This is a genomic window from Pseudomonas sp. F1_0610 (genome assembly GCF_047470865.1).
Lineage (GTDB): Bacteria > Pseudomonadota > Gammaproteobacteria > Pseudomonadales > Pseudomonadaceae > JAZDRH01.
Map to the genome: position 1 here is coordinate 1 of NZ_JAZDRH010000034.1, position 18161 is coordinate 18161.

At 40.6% G+C, this 18161-nt stretch carries 19 protein-coding genes and 1 pseudogene; 7 read left to right on the top strand and 13 right to left on the bottom strand.

Features of this window, described 5'->3' with window-relative positions; all coding sequences use genetic code 11:
* From VQ643_RS14465 to VQ643_RS14510, 10 genes and pseudogenes are all read right to left on the bottom strand, one after another.
* Positions 1–224, bottom strand: a pseudogene (locus VQ643_RS14465) (glycosyl transferase family 1); the annotation flags it as partial.
* Positions 221–1099 carry a glycosyltransferase family 2 protein gene (locus tag VQ643_RS14470; RefSeq protein WP_414200735.1) on the bottom strand — a complete coding sequence of 293 codons (879 nt, stop codon included), beginning with the start codon at positions 1097–1099 and terminating at the stop codon, positions 221–223. The pseudogene VQ643_RS14465 and the gene VQ643_RS14470, both read right to left, overlap by 4 nt.
* Positions 1092–2354 (bottom strand): O-antigen translocase, encoded by a 1263-nt coding sequence (locus VQ643_RS14475; protein ID WP_414200737.1) that lies wholly within the window; start codon positions 2352–2354, stop codon positions 1092–1094. The genes VQ643_RS14470 and VQ643_RS14475 overlap by 8 nt, the downstream gene beginning before the upstream one ends.
* A gap of 3 nt (positions 2355–2357) precedes the next feature.
* Positions 2358–3461 (bottom strand): DegT/DnrJ/EryC1/StrS family aminotransferase, encoded by a 1104-nt coding sequence (locus tag VQ643_RS14480; RefSeq protein WP_414200740.1) that lies wholly within the window; start codon positions 3459–3461, stop codon positions 2358–2360.
* Positions 3458–3982, bottom strand: coding sequence for a GNAT family N-acetyltransferase (locus VQ643_RS14485; RefSeq protein ID WP_414200743.1), 525 nt, complete (start codon positions 3980–3982; stop codon positions 3458–3460). The genes VQ643_RS14480 and VQ643_RS14485 overlap by 4 nt, the downstream gene beginning before the upstream one ends.
* On the bottom strand, positions 3979–4377 hold the full coding sequence (locus VQ643_RS14490) for a sugar 3,4-ketoisomerase (RefSeq protein WP_414200745.1): 399 nt from the start codon (positions 4375–4377) through the stop codon (positions 3979–3981). Before VQ643_RS14490 ends, VQ643_RS14485 begins: the two co-directional genes overlap by 4 nt.
* A complete protein-coding gene (gene rfbA / locus VQ643_RS14495; protein WP_414200748.1) occupies positions 4368–5258 on the bottom strand; it encodes a glucose-1-phosphate thymidylyltransferase RfbA in 891 nt (296 codons plus the stop codon). Before rfbA ends, VQ643_RS14490 begins: the two co-directional genes overlap by 10 nt.
* Entirely contained in the window at positions 5255–6328 is a 1074-nt protein-coding gene (rfbB, locus tag VQ643_RS14500) for a dTDP-glucose 4,6-dehydratase (RefSeq protein ID WP_414200751.1), read from the bottom strand. Before rfbB ends, rfbA begins: the two co-directional genes overlap by 4 nt.
* Positions 6329–6500: 172 nt before the next feature.
* Complete coding sequence (gene actP / locus VQ643_RS14505) at positions 6501–8159, bottom strand: cation/acetate symporter ActP (protein ID WP_414200753.1); 1659 nt, start codon at positions 8157–8159, stop codon at positions 6501–6503.
* Positions 8156–8464: a DUF485 domain-containing protein gene (locus VQ643_RS14510; protein ID WP_414200755.1), complete on the bottom strand. Its 309-nt coding sequence runs from the start codon at positions 8462–8464 to the stop codon at positions 8156–8158. The genes actP and VQ643_RS14510 overlap by 4 nt, the downstream gene beginning before the upstream one ends.
* A gap of 442 nt (positions 8465–8906) precedes the next feature.
* On the opposite strand from VQ643_RS14510, the gene rsxA reads away from it, so the two are divergent.
* The 7 genes from rsxA (at position 8907) to VQ643_RS14545 (ending at position 15711) form a co-directional block, all read left to right on the top strand.
* Complete coding sequence (gene rsxA, locus VQ643_RS14515; protein WP_414200758.1) at positions 8907–9491, top strand: electron transport complex subunit RsxA; 585 nt, start codon at positions 8907–8909, stop codon at positions 9489–9491.
* Entirely contained in the window at positions 9488–10063 is a 576-nt protein-coding gene (gene rsxB, locus VQ643_RS14520) for an electron transport complex subunit RsxB (RefSeq protein WP_414200761.1), read from the top strand. The genes rsxA and rsxB overlap by 4 nt, the downstream gene beginning before the upstream one ends.
* A complete protein-coding gene (rsxC, locus tag VQ643_RS14525) occupies positions 10060–12510 on the top strand; it encodes an electron transport complex subunit RsxC (RefSeq protein WP_414200764.1) in 2451 nt (816 codons plus the stop codon). The genes rsxB and rsxC overlap by 4 nt, the downstream gene beginning before the upstream one ends.
* 26 nt (positions 12511–12536) lie before the next feature.
* Complete coding sequence (locus VQ643_RS14530) at positions 12537–13568, top strand: RnfABCDGE type electron transport complex subunit D (protein WP_414200766.1); 1032 nt, start codon at positions 12537–12539, stop codon at positions 13566–13568.
* Between the two features lie 2 nt (positions 13569–13570).
* Positions 13571–14215, top strand: a complete 645-nt coding sequence (gene rsxG, locus VQ643_RS14535; RefSeq protein ID WP_414200768.1) for an electron transport complex subunit RsxG — start codon at positions 13571–13573, stop codon at positions 14213–14215.
* Positions 14212–14919, top strand: coding sequence for an electron transport complex subunit E (locus VQ643_RS14540; protein ID WP_414200770.1), 708 nt, complete (start codon positions 14212–14214; stop codon positions 14917–14919). Before rsxG ends, VQ643_RS14540 begins: the two co-directional genes overlap by 4 nt.
* A gap of 111 nt (positions 14920–15030) precedes the next feature.
* Positions 15031–15711, top strand: coding sequence for a metallophosphoesterase (locus VQ643_RS14545; protein ID WP_414200773.1), 681 nt, complete (start codon positions 15031–15033; stop codon positions 15709–15711).
* A 64-nt stretch (positions 15712–15775) separates the two neighbouring features.
* Here VQ643_RS14545 and VQ643_RS14550 read toward each other — a convergent pair whose 3' ends face one another.
* The 3 genes from VQ643_RS14550 to glyA all read right to left on the bottom strand — a co-directional run bounded on the left by VQ643_RS14550 (position 15776) and on the right by glyA (position 18040).
* Positions 15776–16084: a hypothetical protein gene (locus VQ643_RS14550; RefSeq protein WP_414200775.1), complete on the bottom strand. Its 309-nt coding sequence runs from the start codon at positions 16082–16084 to the stop codon at positions 15776–15778.
* Between the two features lie 76 nt (positions 16085–16160).
* A complete protein-coding gene (locus VQ643_RS14555) occupies positions 16161–16436 on the bottom strand; it encodes a hypothetical protein (protein ID WP_414200777.1) in 276 nt (91 codons plus the stop codon).
* Positions 16437–16786: 350 nt separating this feature from the next.
* Complete coding sequence (gene glyA, locus VQ643_RS14560; protein ID WP_414200779.1) at positions 16787–18040, bottom strand: serine hydroxymethyltransferase; 1254 nt, start codon at positions 18038–18040, stop codon at positions 16787–16789.
* Positions 18041–18161: the final 121 nt, after the last annotated feature.

An 18161-nucleotide genomic window follows, 5' to 3' on the forward strand; every position in this document is an offset into this window, starting at 1 on the left:
ATTTTTTTTGTTTTAAAATAGGCTTTTAAAAAACCAATAAATGTTTTTTCCATATATAGTGAGTAAACAACTACACTTTCATTTTTAGGTTTAACTATCGCTTCCCCTGTAAGTGATACAATAGAAACACTATGTCCTAATGATGAAAAGAAGTCAGCTAAATCACAAACTTGATGCTCTGCTCCTCCCATGCCTAACCCAGTAATAATAATCAATATTTTCATTTTAAAAACTTAATAAAATACCATACAAATGATTTACTAAAAATATTCAATGGATAAGTTTTTATAGCATCAAACATTACATACCATGATTTTCTTTTACTACTCCGTTGAACTCCATGAGCCTCAATCATAATGCTATTACTTAAAGCTTTAGCATACAATGGGTTATTGCTATATTGTGCTAAAATATTTTTCACTGCATCTAGCATAATATTAAAATTAGAAGAAAGATTATTCTCATGCTGCCTATAATAAACTAAAGGTTTATTAATAGAGACAAGGAAATAACCAGCAGAGCAAATTCTTAAAAACAAATCTAAGTCTTCAATTTTGAAATTTTCATTATAACCAGAAACCTCATTCAAAATGGAACGTTTCGCCATAAATGCTTGGCCTGGCATTAAAGCAGAACGGAGAAAGGCTTCTCTAAACCCAATCACCTTGTTCGCCCCTCTAATCTTAATAATCTCTTTACTTTCATTTATTATAGAAATCCCTGTAAAGACTCCTGCAATATCTTCAGTATGTTCTTTATTTAAAATATTTACTTGAATAGAAATTTTATCAAATTCTAAAATATCATCTGATGCTGAGGGTGAAAAATATTGCCCACGACTCCAAGCTAAGCCTTCATTTAATGTCGCGCATAATCCTTTATTCTGCCTATGCCTGAACTCAAACCGAACAAAGCGGGCTTCACAAGCAGGTACTAGTTTTTGAATCATCGAAACTGAGTTATCTTTTGAGCCATCATCAATAATAATCAATTCAATATTTTTATAATCTTGATCAATAATGCTTTGAATAGTTTCTTGTACAAAATTTTCATGGTTATAGCAAGGGACAACAATAGATACCAATGGACGCTCATTCATACTCAAACCCTTTATATTTTATATTAAATAATGAAATAAAAATAAAAATAAAATAAAATAAATAATTTATTGCATATGCTATAGAAGCAGCTTCTAATTTAAAATAGCTAGTAAAATTAAAAACCATAAAACAAAAAAACAAACTGAAAAAAATTTCACTTACAATAAACAACTTCACATATGCCCGCCCTAGCATGATGTACGCCAGTAGCCAACTAGCAATTTTTAGGCTGTCACCTACCATTTGCCAAGCAAATAAACTGCTCATTGGTAAAAAATCTTTCGAAAATAGAAATACTATAATCCAGTCTCTTAGTAAATATACTAATAATCCAGAAAATACAGTCAGCGGAAAAATAAGTTTATAGCCTGCCCAAATTTCTTTCTTTAACTCTTTAAAGTCTGTAATTTCTGAAATTCTAGGTAAATAATAAACACCAAGCACTGTTGTAAAAAAAAGGAGATAGGCACTACTTAAACGCCACATGGCTTCCCAGTAACCAGCACTTTCCCAGCCTAAGGTTTGACCAATATGATTTCGAATAAAAATTTGTGTTAGTGGAACACATACTGCTGAAGTAACAGCCATAGCAGTATACTTTGCAAGGTTAATTGCAACTTTCTTGTCAACCTTACCGTATAAATTGCCAATCCTAAACCAAGGTGCTTTTAGGCAAATAATTAAAGTCACAAAAAAAGCCAATGACTGATAAATAGCTAAAGAAACTAAAGCACCATATATTCCAAATTTTACTGCCATTACAGTAGTTATAATTAAAGTAAATATGCTACCTAAAATATTTGCAATAACATATTTAACAACATCTTTTTTTCCATTCAAGATAGCTAACAATAGTGTGTTCAATGTAAAAAAAACCAAAGTAGCTGAAAACCATAAAAAGACACTACCATAGCTTTGATCTTGTAAAAACCATTGAGCTAATGGTTTATTTAAAATAGCAATTAACAATGCAGAAAATAAAGAACCATAAATAGTTATTGTCCCGGCCGTTCTCCAAACAGCAATTTGTTTATCAGGATCTGCATGATATTCTGCAGTATATTTAACAACGCCTGTATTCACTGCACCGCTTGCGAAAGTGGTAATCATTTGCACTGCATTCTGAAACTGCCCAAGCGCAGCGTAGCCAGCAGGCCCAACATAAATAGCTAAAATTTTGTTAATACCCAACAAAGTTAGCATTTTAATAATGACCGCTATCGCATTTAATATACTGGTTTTAATTAATCCCATCATTTAAACCATATACAAACTACATGCTTTAACAACCGCACAAACTTGTTCTTTATTTATTACAGGACTTATAGGAATACTTAGTATTTCTGCGTGTATTTTCTCACTAACAGGGTAAGAAAATTCATTCCATTCCTTATAAGCTTGTTGTTTATGTGGTGGTATCGGATAATGTATTAATGTTTGTATTCCATGGCTTTCTAAATGTTTTTGTAATGCATTGCGATTTTGGCAACGCACAGTAAATACATGAAATACATGTGCTGTTTCGTTAATATATTTTGGTAGTGTAATTAGCGGGTTATTTATTTCTGCAAGATATTGTTTAGCTATTTGCTGACGTATAGTGGTTTCTTGATCTAAATAGGCTAATTTAACAGAGAGCATGGCAGCTTGTATTTCATCTAGCCGGCTATTAAGGCCTTGAAAAATATTTTTATATTTTTCATGCGCCCCATAGTTTCTTAATGCCATAAGAGTTTCTGCTAGCTCAGGATCATTAGTAGTTATAGCACCAGCATCACCTAATGCACCTAAATTTTTACCTGGATAAAAACTAAAACCTGCAGCATCACCCCAATTACCTGCCTTTCTTCCATTAATGTGGGCTCCATGTGCTTGTGCAGCATCTTCAAGCACTAAGAGGTTATGTTGCTTTGCAATTGCCATAATCTCAGGCATATTGGCTAGCTGCCCATATAAGTGCACAGGCAAGATAACTTTGGTTTTCTGAGTAATTTTATTTACAATATTTTTGGGGCATATATTGTAAGTATCAATATCTGGCTCAACCAAAACAGGTACTAGTCCATTTGCGCTAATTGCTAATATGCTTGCAATATAGGTATTAGAAGGAACTAGAACCTCATCTCCTTTACATAGTTTTCCCATTTCCAGCCATGCGCGCAATACTAAAATTAAGGCATCTAAGCCGTTAGCAACACCAATAGTAAATTGCGTTCCACAGTATTTAGCAAACCCTGATTCAAATTGAGTTAATTCTTTACCATTAATATACCAACCACTATCAATAACTCGAGTGCATGCGTCTATTAACTCATCACGGTACTGAGCGTTTATTGTTTTTAAATCTAAGAAAGGAATCATAACTTAAATTTCTCTTTAATCTGTTTTCTTGTACTCTCTACAGTTTCTTTTAAAATCTCAAAATAAAAATTAATTGAATCTTCACGTACAATATTGGCCCCCATTTTTTTATGAAATGAAATAACACTTTTATTCTCCTTCATTACATCAAAATGAGATTTATTATAACCAAGAATTTCAAAACCAAACTGATAAATTAAAAAAGCACTTTCCAAAGCTGAATAGCGAGTTTTATTTTCATTCAATATCCAACTTCCCCAGCAAAATGAGTCTAGTTTTAGATCGTATACTCTAATAGTTCCACATCGCACCCCATCAAGCCTTTCAATAACAAAATAGTATTGTTTTTTTTCTTTTTCTTCTAATTTATATGATCTAATCCATGAAATTTGCCCAGCAAGATTAGAGTCAACCAACGATAAAAACTGGTTATATCTATTATCTAATCTTAAACTTAAAATAAATTCAGCATCCGCTTCTTCAACCAAACGAAGGCGAATTGTCTTAGATTCTAAAATCATAACTTAACTACTCTCAAAAACTCTTGATAGTCTCTAATATAATCAGCTTCATCATAAGGCTCACTTGCAAGTACAAGCAGAACACAATCTTGACTAAAGTCATGCATTTCATGCCATAAATTTCCTATTAACACAGCTTTATTAGGCGAGTCTAACCAAACCTCTTCACGCTGTGTGCCATCATCTAGGATCATTTTGCATTTTCCTGCAACACAAATTGCAAGCTGCTGTAGCTTTTTGTGAGCATGGAATCCTCGTGCTACCTTTTCTTGTGTGCCGTAGATGTAATACACCCGTTTAATTTGAAATGGAATAGTTTTTAATTCTTCTATCGCGACCAGTGAACCTCGTTCATCTCCAAGCTCAGGCAAGTCAAGCAACTGAATTAATGACATATTGTTCTCTCCACTAAAGACAACAAATACTGCCCATAACCATTTTTACTTAACGCTTGTGCTTGTTGCATAAGTATTTCTTTGCTTAGCCAACCATTATTAAAGGCAATTTCTTCTAAGCAAGCGACTTTAAAGCCTTGGCGTTTTTCGATAGTTTCAACAAACATGCCTGCTTCAAGTAAGCTTTCGTGTGTGCCTGTGTCTAGCCACGCAAACCCGCGGCCTAGTAATTCGACTTTTAACTCGCCACGCTCTAAGTACGCTTGATTAATGCTGGTAATTTCTAGCTCGCCGCGGGCAGAAGGTTTTACTTGTTTAGCCAATTCAACAACACTGTTATCGTAAAAATATAAGCCTGTGACAGCAAAATTTGATTTTGGCTTAAGGGGTTTTTCCTCGATTGAAATAGCGCGCTTTTCTTGATCAAATTCCACTACACCAAAGCGCTCTGGGTCTTTTACTTGATAACCAAATACAGTAGCACCTGTGGGCTGGGCTGCTGCAGCGCGCAGCATTGGGCCAAAGCCTTGACCATAAAAAATGTTATCGCCTAATACTAAGCACACATTACTTTCACCAATAAAGTCTTCACCAATAATAAAAGCTTGTGCTAAACCATCTGGGCTAGGCTGAACCGCGTAGCTTAGCTGAATACCAAAATCGCTACCGTCACCCAGTAGGCGTTGGTAACCGCTAATATCTTCGGGGGTGCTAATCAGCAAAATATCACGTATCCCTGCCAGCATTAACACAGACAATGGATAGTAGATCATGGGCTTGTCGTAAATAGGTAGTAGCTGTTTAGATACGCCCTTGGTAATGGGGTATAAGCGTGTGCCTGAGCCGCCTGCTAAAACAATACCCTTGGTAGAATGACTCACTGTGAAACTCCTAAACGTTGGCGTTGGTAGCTGCCATCCTGAACTCGGCGACACCAGGCTTGATTTTCAAGATACCACTGTACCGTTTTACGTAAGCCTGATTCAAAGCTTTCTTCTGGAACCCAATTAAGATCACGTTTTATTTTGCTTGCATCAATTGCATAGCGGCGATCATGCCCAGGTCGGTCGGTGACGTGGGTAATTAAACCCATATAGTTTGCGTTGTTCGGTGCTAACTCATTCAATAGCTGGCAAATACTCTGCACGACTTCTAAGTTAGTTTTTTCATTATGCCCACCTATATTGTAGGTTTGCCCTACAGCGCCTTGGGTCACTACGGTGTACAGTGCTCGTGCGTGATCTTCAACATAGAGCCAATCGCGAATTTGGTCACCTTTGCCATAAATAGGCAGAGGCTTACCTTCTAATGCATTTAAAATAACCAGTGGAATGAGTTTTTCTGGAAAATGATAAGGCCCATAGTTATTTGAGCAGTTGGTTACTAGCGTAGGTAAACCATAGGTTCTCTGCCATGCTCGCACAAGATGATCTGAACTAGCCTTGCTGGCTGAATAGGGTGAGCTAGGCGCATAGGATGTTTGCTCTGTAAATAAGTACTCTTGGGTATTATCAAAGTCGCTGGGATGAGGTAAATCGCCGTAGACTTCATCTGTTGAAATATGATGAAAACGAAAGTTTTGCTGTTTGAGCGCATCCAATTGAGACCAATACTGACGCGTTGCTTCTAACAGCGTATAGGTACCTATGATATTTGTTTGAATAAACTCGGCTGGACCATCAATAGAACGGTCGACATGCGACTCAGCCGCTAAGTGCATCACTGCATCTGGTTGATACTGAGTAAATACACGATTTAATTCAACCGCATTACAAATATCAATGTGCTCGAAACTGTAGCGCGCACTAGAGCTAACCTCTAGCAATGACTCAAGATTGCCAGCGTAGGTAAGTTTATCAAGATTAATTACTGTATCTTGTGTATTGGATATAATGTGCCGAATAACGGCCGAGCCGATAAAGCCAGCACCACCTGTAATCAGTATTTTCACCTATTACTACCTAAGCTTAGATCTAAATGCAGGTCATTATAGATTTGCTATGGCTATCTGTCTGCCGATTATGCTCATATTTATCAGAATTAAATCTCTATTACACTGTGTTATGCAATTTATATAAAAAAACCAGCACCCAAGGTGCTGGTTTTAATGATGCAATTAACAACTAGTGATCAACGGCTTGACTACGGCCAATACCTGTTTGGCTACGAACAGTAAGTGCAGTAAATGCCTCACGCTCTTCCTCTGCACGTTTGGTCTTGTCAGTAACAGAGAAGAACCAAATAGAAAGGAATGCCAATGGAATTGAAACAATACCAGGGTTCGGGAAAGGTACTAACGGTGTAGAGTATCCCAACACGTCAACCCATACTGTTTGGCTAAATACTACCCATAATGTTGCTGAGATCAGGCCAATGAAGCCACCGATAACCGCGCCACGTGTAGTACATCCGCGCCATGAAATAGATAGCACTAGCACTGGGAAGTTAGCACTGGCCGCAATTGCGAATGCTAAGCCAACCATGAAGGCTACGTTTTGATTTTCAAACACAATACCCAACAGAATAGACAAACCACCTAGAACCAAAATAGAGATTTTAGAGATTCGCATTTCTGTTTTTTCAGTAGAACGTCCACGTGCGATCACATTGGCATACAGGTCATGTGCAATACTTGCCGCACCTGCCAAAGCTAAACCTGCAACTACTGCAACAATAGTGGCAAAAGTTACTGCTGCTAAGAAGCCAAGTAATAGATTACCGCCCACAGCGCCAGCTAAGTGCACAGCCGCCATGTTGGCACCGCCAATTAGGCCATTCACAATATCAATTTCACCATTGGTATTGGTGAAGAACTCTGGGTTCTTGTGCAATAACGCAATAGCACCGAAACCAATGATGAACGTTAATAAGTAGAAGTAGCCAATCCAACCACTGGCCCACACTACTGATTTACGTGCTTCTTGTGCGCTGGATACGGTAAAGAAACGCATTAGAATGTGTGGTAAGCCGGCTGTACCAAAGGCCAATGCAATACCTAGAGAAATTGCATTAAGCGGATTGCCAATTGCTTTTTGGCTTGGCTCAAGCAGTGCCATACCTTGCGGGTGAACAGTAACAGCCTCTTTCAATAAGGCATCTGGACTGAAATTAAAGGCGTAAAGTACTAAACCTGTCATTAAGGTTGCACCAAACAACATCAATACAGCTTTAATAATTTGCACCCAAGTTGTTGCTGTCATGCCACCGAAGAAAACATAAACCATCATTAGTACACCAATGATAATGACTGAAATCTTATATTCGATACCAAATAGCAACACAATCAGCTTGCCTGCACCCACCATTTGCGCGATTAAGTAAAGCGCAATAACAAGTAAAGAGGCACTGGCTGCCAATAAGCGCATGGGGGTTTGTTGCATGCGATACGAGGTAACGTCTGCAAAGTTAAAGCGCCCCAAGTTACGCAAGCGCTCTGCCACCAAGAACATAACCACAGGCCAACCGAACAAGAAGCCGATAGCATAAATAACGCCATCATAACCACTGACGTAAACCATACCTGCAATTCCTAAGAAAGAAGCTGCAGAAATATAGTCGCCCGCAATAGCTAAGCCGTTTTGAAAGCCTGAAATACCACCACCTGCTGTATAGAAATCGGCGGTAGTTTGAGTTTTGCGTGCTGCCCACCATGTAATCATCATGGTTGCTGCAATAAACAGGAGAAACATCACAATAGCAGATGTATTAGGCTTACCTGTTGCTGCAAACGCTGGCTGTGCTATCAAAGACAATAAAGAGGCGCTGATGAGAAATTTTTTCATTCTACGTCCCTCACAATTTCTTCTAGCATTGGGTCAAAATGCTTATTTGATAAACGCACATACAGCATGATCATTAGCACTGCCACGATAATGATCAAAAACCCACACAACAGCCCCCAATTCAATACCATTCCGCTCGCTAAAGGCGTAGCAAATAGTTTTGGCACATAGGCCAATGTTAAAATAAAACCCGTATAGAGCGCGAGCGCGATCCAGAAGAACGTCATGCTTAAACGCGTGCGACGTCTAACTAGCTCATGGTATTTAGGGTGTTTAAGCACCGCTTCCACCACATCTTTTTGCATATAAATCCCCTTATAAGCAAAGGGCTTAACCTCAATCACGAGATCTTCGTAATTTGGTCGCCTTTTTTATTAATTGAATGTGATATTCATTCAAGAGTTTTTTGTTACGGCCAATCTAAAGTGTATTCAGTTTGATTCTTATTATTTCGTAGAAATCTTGTTTGTTTTAGCTACTCCTACTCCCGCTTATCTCAACTACGTATACTTTACGTAGCTGCCAATTTAGAGACTTTCCTTTCAATGCACAGCCGACCTTGGTCTAGTAATTCGACCAATGTAGGGAGACTGCGACAAAAGAGCGCAATAGCTAGAAAATTTGATTTTACTCACTAAATACAGCGCTTAAACCACCACTCTTTTAGTTAAGATTTTTTTATGGCTTGTTACCGTCTAACAGCTATCCGATAATACCCTTACTACTGTGGTTTATAGCCTGATAATAATGAGCGAACTTCTACTAATTTTAATCAGTGCGATTTTAGTCAATAACTTCGTGCTCGTTCAGTTTTTGGGACTATGCCCTTTTATGGGCGTGTCGAAAAAAATTGAAACCGCCATTGGTTTGTCTTTAGCAACAACCTTTGTCCTCACCATTGCCGCTATTTGCAGCTATTTAGTGCAAAACTACATTCTCAAACCCTTGGATCTAGAGTTTTTGCGCACCATTAGTTTTATTTTGGTGATTGCTGTGGTTGTTCAATTTACTGAAATGGTGGTAAACAAAACTAGCCCTGTACTCTATCGCGTTCTGGGTATATTTCTTCCCTTGATTACAACTAACTGCATCGTACTTGGGGTTGCACTGCTCAATGCTAACCACAGTGAATATACCTTCTTAACCGCCAGCTTAAATGGCTTTGCGGCGGGTATAGGCTTTTCATTGGTTTTAGTGTTATTTGCCGCCATGCGTGAACGTATTGCCATTGCTGATGTGCCTAAACCCTTTCAAGGTTCTGCTATTGCGATGATTACCGCTGGCTTAATGTCTCTAGCTTTTATGGGCTTTAGTGGGCTTATTAAGCTATGAGCATGATTATTACTGCGGTTGCTGTTTTGCTCATTCTATGCCTGATATTTGGTGCTATTTTAGGTTTTGCTGCGGTACGTTTTAAAGTTGAAGGCGACCCTATTGCAGACCAAATCAACCAACTATTACCCCAAACACAATGTGGCCAGTGTGGTTATCCAGGATGCAAACCTTATGCCGAGGCCATTGCCGCTGGTGATAAAATTAATAAGTGCCCGCCTGGGGGTGAAGCTACTATTGAGGCACTAGCTGAGCTACTGGGGGTTGATCCCGAACCACTGGATGCGGCGGAAGGCGAAAAACCTGAAATGGTCGCCTATATCCGTGAAGATGAATGCATAGGCTGTACCAAATGCATTCAGGCGTGCCCTGTGGATGCTATTGTAGGGGCTGCAAAACAAATGCATACCGTCATTATAAGTGAATGCACAGGCTGTGATCTCTGTGTTGAACCTTGCCCTGTTGACTGTATTGATATGCTTCCAATAGCTACTAACTTACAGACATGGAAATGGGACATGCCGCTTCCAGCTAGCCAGCTTATTGCAACAGATAAGGGGCATATTCTATGAGTGAACTTCAGCTTCATGCCCTTACGGGTGGCGTACATCCTAAAGAATGTAAAACACTGTCAAACCAAACACCTATTCAAGTAGCTGGCGTTCCTCAACAACTGATTATTCCATTACAACAACACATTGGCGCGCCCGCTATTCCCTGTGTTGCAGTAGGCGATCTAGTCTTAAAAGGTCAATTAATTGCCACTGCGGCTAGTGCTCTTAGTATTAATATGCATGCACCTAGCTCTGGTGTTATTAGCGCTATTGAGCAACGCCCATATTTACATGTTTCAGGGCAAAGTTGTTTATCCATTGTGCTTGATTGTGATGGGCAAGATCAGTGGTGTTCGCTTGATCCCATTACTGATTACCAATCCTTAACTAAAGTTGATTTGCTCAACTTTATTCGTGATGCCGGTATTAGTGGGATGGGGGGGGCTGGTTTTCCAACTGCCATTAAATTAGCGCCTAAACACGCCATTGAAACGCTTATTATTAATGGTACTGAGTGCGAGCCTTATATCACAGCTGACGATTTACTTATGCGTGAACGGGCTGAACAAATCGTACAAGGCATTCATATATTGACTCATTTAGTTGAGCCACAAAGGGTCATTATTGGTATTGAAGATAATAAGCCGCAAGCATTGTCTGCTATGCGTAAAGCCTGTTGCGAAACCAACTTTCAGGTGGCTGAGCTACCTACTATCTATCCTTCTGGCGGTGAAAAGCAGCTGATTCAAATCCTTACTGGCCAAGAAGTACCCAGTGGAAAAATCCCAGCAGATATTGGCATACTCTGTCAAAACGTGGGTACTGTTACGGCCATTGCTGAGCGCGTCTTAACAGGCAAACCTATTATCTCGCGTATCACTACATTAACTGGCCAAGCTTTAACTCAACCAGGTAATTATGAAGTACTAATAGGCACTAGCGTTGAATACTTACTGCGCTTGGCTGGCTGCACATCTGAAGTATCACGCCTGATATCCGGCGGCCCCATGATGGGCTTTACTATAGATAATAGCCAAGCCCCCATCACTATTACTAGTAACTGCATTATTGCCGCTACTGAGCAAGAATTACCACCGCCTGCTCCGGCTATGCCTTGCATACGCTGTGGTGACTGTGCTGAGGTTTGCCCTGCTAGCCTGCTACCACAACAACTGCATTTCTTTGCTTTGGGCGAACAATACGAGCAACTTCAAACTCATCATTTATTTGATTGTATTGAATGCGGAGCCTGCGCCTATGTTTGCCCCTCTAGTATTCCATTGGTGCAGTATTACCGCGCTGCCAAAGGTGAAATACGCCAACAGCAGCGCAAACAGCTCAAAGCCCAGCAAGCTAAAGAGCGCTTTGATGCTCGCCAAGAACGCTTACTACATGAAGAAGAACGTAAAGAAGCTGAGCGTAAAGCTCGAGCTGAGCGCGCGGCCGCTCGCTCACAAACAGCCTCAACAAGTACAGAAACCAGCGTAACAACAAAGGCTAGCGATGAGTCATTAAAGAAACTCAAAATCGAACTTAGCATGAGCAAAGTGGCTTTGAAAAAAGCTCAAAAGCAATATGAGCAAGAAGCTAAAGTGAGTATTGACCAGCAAATTCAACGCCTCCAAGCCCAAATTGCACAGCAAGAAGCACAAATCAAAGCATTACAAGGAAATTCATCAGATACGTGTAAAACAGCCGTATCTGATGACCAGTTAAAACGCTTGAAAATAGAGGCAAGCATGACAGCGGCGGCGTTGAAAAAAGCTGAAAAACAGCTCAACGAACATGGCACAGAAACGCTGAAACAACAGGTAGAATTACTCCAACAAGCAGCACAGCAAGCAGCACAGGCATTAGCCGATGCACAGCCGCAAGCAGCAGCCACGAACGCAGCTATCCAGCCTGTTTCTGAGGCAGCGAAAAAAGCTAAAATCGAACTAGCCATGGCTAAAGCCGCCGTTAAAAAAGCGCAAAAAGCTGAGCAGCCTATAGAGCAAATTCAAGCATTAGAAGTACTAGTTGAGCAAGCACAGCAGAAATTAATAGCCCTTGAGAAAACGCCAGAAGCAGAAAATCTACAGCCTAAGGATGCTCATCCCATACAGGCAGAACAAAAGAAACTGAAAATTGAACTAGCTATGGCAAAAGCGGCTTTACGCAAAGCCGAACAAGCTAATGCGGAGGCTGAACAGCTCCAGCAACTAAGCCAGATAGTACAGCAAAAGCAAGCTGAACTTGAGCAAGCTAATATTGGCCAAGCAACGCCGCCAAGCACTGCTCAGGTAGCAACTAACACTGAATCAGCCATGCTCATAAAGAAAGCCAAAATTGAGCTGGCCATGAAAAAGGCCGCTTTGCGTAAAGCAGAGAAAAGTCAAGCCGAGCCGCAGTTAATTGCCCAGCTAAGCCAAGAGTTAGAGCTAGCCGAACAAGCTTTACAACGCATTGAACAGGAACATAGCTAGTTAACTAGCATCTATTTGGAGCTATGATGACACTGTCACCTATAACCTCACCTCACACTCAAGGTAACAATCGAACACAGCGCGTGATGTTGTTAGTTGCTTTGGCCTGCGTTCCTGGTTTTGCCGTATTATCTTATTTTTATGGATTAGGCCCTTTATCTAACCTTATTCTGGCCATTAGCTTTGCCCTTATTTTAGAAACTAGTGTGGTCAAGTTACGCCAACGCCCAGTTAGCTTTTATTTAAAAGATGCCAGCGCACTGGTGACTGCTATTTTATTAGCATTAGCCTTACCCCCTTATGCACCCTGGTGGCTGGTGTTTATTGCAGTTTTCTTTGCCATGATTTTTGGTAAGCATCTTTATGGTGGATTAGGGCAAAACCCGTTTAACCCCGCCATGCTAGGCTATGTTGTTGTACTCATTTCCTTTCCAGTGGATATGACCTCATGGCTTACGCCTGAAACCTCTATTACACTGGGCTTACAAAGCGTCTTAGGGAACACGCTGCCTGATGGCTGGAGTCAAGCCACCGCTTTAGATTTACTGAAAACCAATCAGAAGCTGACCTTAGATGAACTTTATACTAACCACCCTCTTAGCTTTGGTAGTTTAGGTGGAGCACCTAGCCAATGGGTCAATCTTGGTTTTTTATTAGGTGGTCTATTTCTCCTGTATAAGCGCGTTATTAGTTGGCATGCGCCTATCGCCATGCTGCTCAGTTTAAGTCTTATGAGCCTGATTTTTTGGAATGGCACAGGTTCAGAAAGCCATGGTTCCCCCCTCTTTCACTTATTTACCGGCGCTACCATGCTAGGTGCGTTTTTTATTATCACAGATCCCGTTTCTGGCGCTACAAGCGTTAAAGGGCGGCTTATCTTTGGCGCTGGTGTCGGTGTAATTACCTATGTTATTCGTGCATTGGGTGGCTACCCTGATGGTATGGCTTTTGCTGTATTACTCTTAAATCTTTGCGCACCCACTATTGATTACTTCACCAAGCCTCGCAGCTATGGCCATAAAAAGGCAGTCCGCGGCTTTAAAACAGGAGATCACTAAGCATGCCTGATTTAAGCCGTTCTATCCTAAAAAATAGTTTAGTTTTAGGAATATTTGCCATAGTGACTGTTGGTATTATTGCCATTACTCAGCAATCAACCGCCAAACGTATTGAGCAAGCACAAAGGCACGCGCAAAACCTGGCGTTAGCAGAAGTACTGCCAAAAGATCTTTATGACAATGACCTACTAGCTAGCCAAATTGAACTGAAAAACTCACTATTAGGCACAGATAAAGCATTGCCCGCCTATGTTGCTAGCAAAAACAACCAGCCTTCTGCACTGGTGTTACAGGTAATAGCGCCTGATGGTTACAGTGGAACTATTAAGCTTCTTATTGGTATTCGACTAGACGGTCAAGTAACCGGGGTACGTGTTCTGCAGCATAAAGAAACCCCTGGCCTAGGCGACAAAATAGAACTCAGCAAAAGCCCATGGATTCTTTCTTTTACTGATAAAAGCTTAGCTAATCCACAGACGTCAGGCTGGGGGGTAAAAAAAGATCAGGGCGCTTTTGACCAATTTGCAGGAGCGACCATTACACCACGCGCTGTAGTTAAAGCCGTGCATAACAGCTTGGTTTTTTTTGAACATGAAAAAAACCAGATTTTGATGAACTATGCCCAGCAACATGAGGTAACGCCATGAGTGTTAGTTATAAAGAACTCACCATTAATGGCTTATGGAAAAATAACCCTGGCTTAGTACAACTACTGGGCTTATGCCCTTTATTAGGTACGAGTAACTCTGTTGTTAACGCATTAGGCTTAGGTTTAGCTACTATGTTGGTGCTTGCCTTCTCTAATGCTGGCGTTTCTTTAATTCGTAATGCGGTAACGCCAGCAGTACGCCTGCCTATCTTTGTTATGATTATTGCCGCACTCACTACGTGCATAGAACTCTTGATGCAAGCCTTCACCTATCAGCTGTATCAAATACTCGGTATTTTTATTCCACTGATCACTACAAACTGCATCATTTTAGGCCGTGCGGAAGCCTTTGCCGCAAAAAATAAGGTACTGGCTTCAACCTATGACGGTTTTATTATGGGTACAGGTTTTGCTTGCGTACTATTAGCTATAGGTGCCACCCGTGAACTATTAGGCACAGGCGTGCTCTTCCACAATATGCACTTATTATTTGGCGCCATAGCAGAAAACTGGCGCTGGGTTGTATTCCCCGATTACAAAGAATTCCTTTTAGCGATATTGCCTCCTGGTGCTTTCTTGGTCTTAGGTTTACTTATTGCAGCTAAAAATGCTATTGACGCTTTTATTGCTAAGCGGCAAACCCAACCCACAGTAAGTACTGCTGCCAGCCGCCGTGTGCGTGTAACTGGGGTTGTTGATTAGCCTTATTGTCATATTTCTGTGATACAACAAAAATCTGCGCCTACCCAATGCCTAAGTAATTCGGCTATGCTGATGGGCTTAGCATTACTTGTTTAAGGATTTAGGTTATCCATGTGTCCATTAATACAGCATGTGAGCAAAAACCGCAGCGGACGCGACTTTATTGTTGGAGATATTCACGGTGCCTTTAGCAAACTCAAAGCCTGCCTAGATGAGATTCATTTCAATTCAGAAGTAGATCGCCTGTTTAGCGTGGGGGATATGGTTGACCGTGGTGCAGAAAGCCATAAAGTAACAAAGTGGTTAAAAAAGCCTTGGTTTTTTGCTGTGCGTGGCAATCATGAGCAACTTGTAATTGACTCTTTTCTCTATGCTGGACAAGCCCGCAAGCACCATCAAACCCACGGTGGAGAATGGTTTTATCGCGAACCACCAGAAAAGCGCTCCATGATAGTCAACCGGCTTGCTAAGCTGCCACTGCTTATTGAGTTAGAAACAGATCAAGGCGCTATTGGTATAGTGCATGCTGACTGCCCTATTAATAACTGGCAAGACTTAAAACAAGAAGTACTACCACCAAGCCCTAACCAAACACTGATCCAAGCCTGTCAATGGTCACGCTCACGCGTGAGAAATGCTATTGACCAACCTATTTCTGGCATTCATCGCATTATTATTGGCCATACTGTGGTGGAGCAACCTGTTCAACTAAGTAATGTTATCTGTATTGAAACGGCAGGATGGCGTGAAGGGCGACAATTTACTCTACTAGATGCCAATCGCTTAAATTAATTTAAGTACCCATAAAAAAGCCGAGCTAGTCATAATCAAAGCTCGGCTTTACTTAATCCCTTAATTACTCAGCTACTGCCTCTTTAGGAGTAGTTTCTACTAATGCGCTTAGCGTACCTAGCAGTTGTTCGTCTTTATCATCTGTCATGACAATGGCAGAAACAGATTTATCTGGGTTAATCCGTAAACAGTCAAAGTGAATTAACTCTTCGATGCTCTCACCTGTGGCTGTAACAATATTAGCTTTCACAGTGTAAGGTGTTGGGTGCCCAGTTTCGTCAATGATCTTAAAGATATTGTCGTTTTCTTCTAGTTCAAGCACTAGAAAGTCAAAATCTTCCTGATCATTAAACCTAACTGTCAGTTTATGCATAGCAATACCTAATACTCGTTTTTATGAGAATTTACGAGGCGTAGTTTATTAGTCTAAAGGAAAAATGAAAACCCCATTACAAAGACTCTAAAACCACTACTTCACTGAGACTTTCTTCATCTGCCAGCATCATTACAGGGATGACTCTACCCTCACGCAACCAATAGCAATCTGTATATAACAAGCTATTAACTACATGATTACCATACTCAACCAGCTCAACTTCAACGGTACTAATAGAAGGGTTACCAAATTCATCAACAACACGATAAACATCATCAAAATGCCGCATTTCTTCAACAAACACCTGCTGCTCCGAACCTTGCTTCTGTTTCATAATTAGCTTTTGCATAAGGTTTCTCTTTATTGTCTATTAAGGTCTGTGATCAGTGTAGTTAGCATTTTTTCACTAGTTAACCCATCAACAGAAAAGCAGAGGTAACAAGATATTTAATTTTTTACAAAATTATAAGCATATTAAAATACTATAAAAAACAGCAATAAAATATTAATAAAATTATTAATCCTGCAATAAAAACAAAAGATGGGCTGTCAAATACCTGAATATCAGAATAAACCTAAAACACCTCTATTGTTGCAAAGTATGTTTTTTTAATGACTGGTTAGTTTTATTTTATTTAATAAAAAACCCAAGCACTAGGCTTGGGTTTTTATGAAACAGCTCGTTAGGTAACAGCTTGCTTATTTAGCATAGACTGGGAATTTCGCACAAACAGCTTGTACCTTTGCACGCACAGCATCAATAACTGCTTCATTATTTAAGTCAGCTAAGATATCGCAAATCCAGCCAGCTAAATCACGACATTCGGCTTCTTTGAAACCGCGGGTTGTTACCGCTGGGGTACCAATACGTAAACCAGAAGTGACAAATGGTGAGCGTGGATCATTAGGCACAGAGTTTTTATTAACTGTAATAAAAGCACGGCCTAACGCAGCATCAGCATCTTTACCTGTAATATCTTGCTTAATCAGCGAAAGCAAGAATAGATGGTTTTGTGTGCCACCAGAAACCACATCAAAGCCACGCTCAATAAATACTTGAGCCATAGCTTGTGCATTTTTCACAACTTGCTGCTGGTAGGTTTTAAACTCAGGTTGCAGTGCTTCTTTAAAGCAGATGGCTTTACCGGCAATCACATGCTCTAAAGGACCACCTTGAGAACCAGGGAACACGGCTGAGTTTAGTTTTTTCTCAATATCTGGATTCGCTTTTGCCAGAATCAAACCACCACGTGGGCCACGTAATGTTTTGTGGGTTGTAGTAGTAACAACATCAGCATAAGGCACAGGGTTAGGATAAACACCGGCCGCTACTAAACCTGCTACGTGCGCCATATCTACGAATAAATAAGCCCCTACCTTGTCAGCAATTTCACGGAAACGTGGAAAATCTAACACTTGAGAATAAGCAGAGAAGCCTGCAACAATCATTTTTGGCTTATGTTCTAGCGCTAAGCGCTCAACTTCTTCGTAGTCAATTAGGCCTTCAGCCGTAATACCGTATTGAACAGCATTATAAAGCTTACCTGATGAGCTAACAGAAGCACCGTGGGTCAAGTGTCCGCCATGTGCCAGACTCATACCTAAAATAGTATCGCCGGCCTCAACTAAAGCTAAGTACACGGCTGCGTTAGCCTGTGAACCGGCATGTGGCTGGACGTTGGCATAGTCCGCACCAAATAATTCTTTAGCGCGATCAATGGCTAGCTGTTCAACAGTGTCAACAAACTCGCAACCACCGTAATAACGTTTTCCAGGATAGCCTTCAGCGTATTTGTTGGTGAGCACAGAACCTTGTGCTTCCATTACCGCAGGGCTGGTGTAGTTTTCTGAGGCAATAAGCTCAATATGATCTTCTTGGCGCTGTGCTTCTTTTTGCATAGCGTCATAAAGTTCTGCGTCAAAACGAGCGATAGTCAAATCACGGCTGAACATGGCGATCCCCTAGAATTACTGGGCAAGATTAGGAAGCGGGTTATTCTACCCTAGAAAATCTGGATTGGCACATGAAAGACGATCACAATCGTCATAAGGCTTATTCACTTAGAAGCAAATA